The organism is Sphingomonas arabinosi (assembly GCF_036663715.1).
Classification (GTDB): Bacteria; Pseudomonadota; Alphaproteobacteria; order Sphingomonadales; family Sphingomonadaceae; genus Sphingomonas.
Genome location: NZ_JAXOJN010000044.1, coordinates 1 through 3,378, shown reverse-complemented (window position 1 = coordinate 3,378; position 3,378 = coordinate 1). Strand labels below are relative to the sequence as shown.

Here is a 3,378-nt window from a genome sequence, read left to right as displayed (position 1 = left end):
GGCCCGCTTTGCGTCGGAATGGCCGCCCGCTTCACATCGGAACGGGGGCCCACTTTACGTTGGAATGCGGGCCCGCTTCGCATCGGATTACCCGGCCCGCTTCGGTCGGAATTCGCACACGCCAAAACCGATGCGATCGATGCCGCTATGCTGGCCCGCATGGGCGCACTTCTGACACCGCCGGTGAGACAGATTACCAGCGAAGCTATCGATGACATGAGGGAGCTTCACATTGCCCGGCTCGCGTTGATCAAGGATCGTACCGCTGCCAGGAACCGTGAGCATGCGTGTCGGTCGCCATTGCTGAAGCGACATGCTGCGCAACGGCTAGCACAGATCGATCGTCAGATCGCCGCCATCGACGCTGCCCTGAACGCACGTTTGCAGACCGATCCTGAGCTGGTGTCGCGCTTCGAGATACTCATCTCGATTCCTGGTGTTGGTGCACTCACCGCTATAATTATGCTCATCGAGATGCCTGAACTCGGTCAACTCGAGAGCAAGCAGGTCGCCAGTCTCGCTGGTCTCGCCCCACAAGCCCGCGACAGCGGACAGTATCGCGGAAAACGCCACATCCGCGGTGGGCGCGCCGTTCTCAGGCAAGCGCTCTACATGCCGGCCCTCGTCGCCACGCGGTTCAACGTCGATCTGAAAGCAAAATATCAGGCGATGGTCACCGCCGGGAAGCCCCCCAAGGTCGCTATCACCGCAATCATGCGCAAGCTCATCATCCTGGCAAATACGTTGCTCAAAGCCGACCGCAAATGGATCGAGAAGCCCGCTTGATCACAACGGATACTCTAGCATATCGGTTTTCATCGCTCTGACGCGCGCTGCTTCGGCTGCGGCATTAAGCGCCTTCGCCTGAGCCTTTGAACTGATGGGGTGGATGCCCCTTCGTCCGGCATCGTATGATGCCAGAACGGCGCGATGGTGCGCTGGAGATGGAGGAGCACATGACCGACGTCCACATTCTCGCGATCGACCTAGCCAAGCGCAGCTTCCAAGTCTGCGCGACAGCGCCGGGAGGGGCGGTTCTATTCAACCGTACGATGTCGCGGGCAAAGCTTGAGGCTGTTCTACGCGACCAAGTGCCTTGCATCGTGGCGATGGAAGCCTGCGCGACTAGCCATTTTTGGGGGCGGTTTGCTCAAGGCCTTGGCCATGAGGTTCGCCTGATACCGCCGATCTACGTGAAGCCGTTCGTCAGGCGCCAGAAAAACGATGCGGCGGACGCAGCAGCGATTGCCGAAGCGGCATTGCGTCCGAATCTGCATTACGTTGCTGTAAAGAGCGCCGAGCATCAGGCTCGCGCGGTCGCCTTCCGAACCCATCAGTCCTTTGTCGGCCAGCGGACCCAGCTGATTAACGCCCTGCGTGGTCTCGCGGAGTTCGGGCTGGTCGTGGCTCAGGGCCCCGCCCATCTCAAGGCCGTCGCTGGCATGATAGATGACAAAGCGATCGATCTCCCTGACGCTGTGCGCGATGTAGTTCGCCTCTACCTGGACCAGATTGCTCTGCTCACGCACAAGATCGAGGAGCTGCATTCAAAGCTAGTTGCCTCGACGAAGGTGGACGACGCAATGCGTCGGCTTTGCACCGTGCCCGGCGTCGGTCCGGTGACCGCGGGCGCGATAATGGCATTTGCGCCGGATCTGCGAACCTTTGCCAGTGGACGAAACTTTGCCGCCTGGCTGGGCCTGGTCCCCCGGCAGCGGTCAACTGGGGGCAAGACCCGTTTGGGTTCAGTCAGCAAAATGGGTCAGGCTGATATTCGCAAGCTGCTAATCGTCGGCGCCATGAGCCGGATACGCTGGATCGTGCGAAAAGGCGTGCTATGGCGCGACAATTACGATGAGCGGCGTGTTGCCCGACAACTGGTTAGGGCATGTGCTCGGTCGTAAGCCCCGTATGGTGGCGGCCGTCGCCCTGGCCAATAAGATGGCGCGCACGATCTGGGCGATGATGACGCGGCAAGAGAATTACCGGATGGCGTGAACGCATCGGCTTCAACCGAAGCGATACGGTAAGCGCCTGGGGGCTTTGAGCCCTCGCGAGGAGATCGACTGACGATTATGCGGCAAGGACTTCAATGTTCAGGACGTGGAAACCAGTCCCGGGGCTCGAGCAAGAAAGCTCGCTGAACCGATGTGGACCACATTCTTCGAACTGCATACCGGCCCGTGGCAACCTTCAGGCCACGCAAGAGGCCTGACACACGAGCGATAGAAGCGCTGCGCTGCAGGACGTCAGAAAATCACCTTGCAAAACCGGGGGCATCCACACACGCCCCGGGTTTTTCGGAGGCTCGAACTTCTGGGAAGGTGGAGTCATGACGAGCAAGTCGAATAGTTTGCGCCCGGGGTCCGAGAGCGAGAGGTGCGGATGGTTGCCGATCACGAGCGTGGTCACCCGTCCAGATGGGCGACCGTGGTATCGATTGCCGAGAAGATTGGTTGCGTTCCGCAGACACTACATGAGTGGGTGAAGAGTGCCGAGGTCGCCAGCGGCAAACGCGGCGGTGTCCCGACCAAGGTGGCCGATAAAGTGAAGGCGCTGGAGCGCGATGTCCGCGACCTCCGGCAAGCCAACGAGATCCTGCGCAAGGCGTTGGCAGGTTCCGCGCAGGCGGAGCTCCGCCGCCCGTTCCGGAGATGATCGCGTTCATGACGATCACCGCGATGCCTATGGGGTCGAGCCGATCTGCCCGTGTCCTGCCGATCACCCCATCCACCTACTACGAGCACGTCGCGCAGCAACAGGATCTGACACGCCTGTCGGCACGCACGCGTGAAGATCTGATCCTCAAGCCCGAGGTCGCTCGTACGCCTCCGGTAGCGGCCGCCTTGCCGGTCAGGCGAAGGACCGGTCTTAAGCGCGCTCTTAAGAGTACGCTTAGGAGTAGGTGTTGTGGGTCAGATGAACCGCCCCGGGTTTGTCGGAGGCTCCAACTCCTGAGAAGGTGGAGCCATGACGAGCAAGACGACTAACAAGTTTGCGCCCGAAGTCCGCGAGCGGGCGGTACGGATGGTTTTCGATCACGAGCGGGATCACCCGTCCAGATGGGCGACCGTGGTATCAATTGCCGAGAAGATTGGCTGCGTTCCGCAGACGCTACATGAGTGGGTGAAGAAGACCGAGGTCGACAGCGGCAAGCGCGGCGGTGTCCCGACCGAGGTGGCTGACAAAGTGAAGGCGCTGGAGCGCGAGGTCCGCGAACTGCGGCAAGCCAACGAGATCCTGCGCAAGGCGTCGGCATATTTAGAGGTGGCCCCGGTTGTCTGAACAGGCTCGCGGTCTGGATAAGTGGATCGCCGCTGGTTGATCATGCCGCTGCGAGAAGCGGCTGGTCGAAGTATACCTGGTCCGGTGTCCTGG

The 3,378-nt window shown here is 60.9% G+C and carries 1 protein-coding gene, 3 pseudogenes and 1 other annotated feature; all 4 genes and pseudogenes read left to right on the top strand.

All coding sequences use genetic code 11. The features are described from left to right. Positions 1–786 (top strand): transposase (locus tag U1708_RS20475; protein WP_332748129.1); only part of this gene is annotated, 786 nt, incomplete at its 5' end. A gap of 170 nt (positions 787–956) precedes the next feature. Continuing rightward, positions 957–1,998, top strand: a pseudogene (locus U1708_RS20470) (IS110 family RNA-guided transposase). Positions 1,999–2,385: 387 nt separating this feature from the next. Further along, positions 2,386–2,825: pseudogene (locus U1708_RS20465) on the top strand (IS3 family transposase); the annotation flags it as partial. Beyond that, positions 2,613–2,729, top strand: a sequence feature (AL1L pseudoknot). It overlaps the preceding pseudogene by 117 nt. Positions 2,826–2,970: 145 nt before the next feature. Beyond that, positions 2,971–3,261, top strand: a pseudogene (locus tag U1708_RS20460) (transposase); the annotation flags it as partial. Positions 3,262–3,378 lie beyond the last annotated feature (117 nt).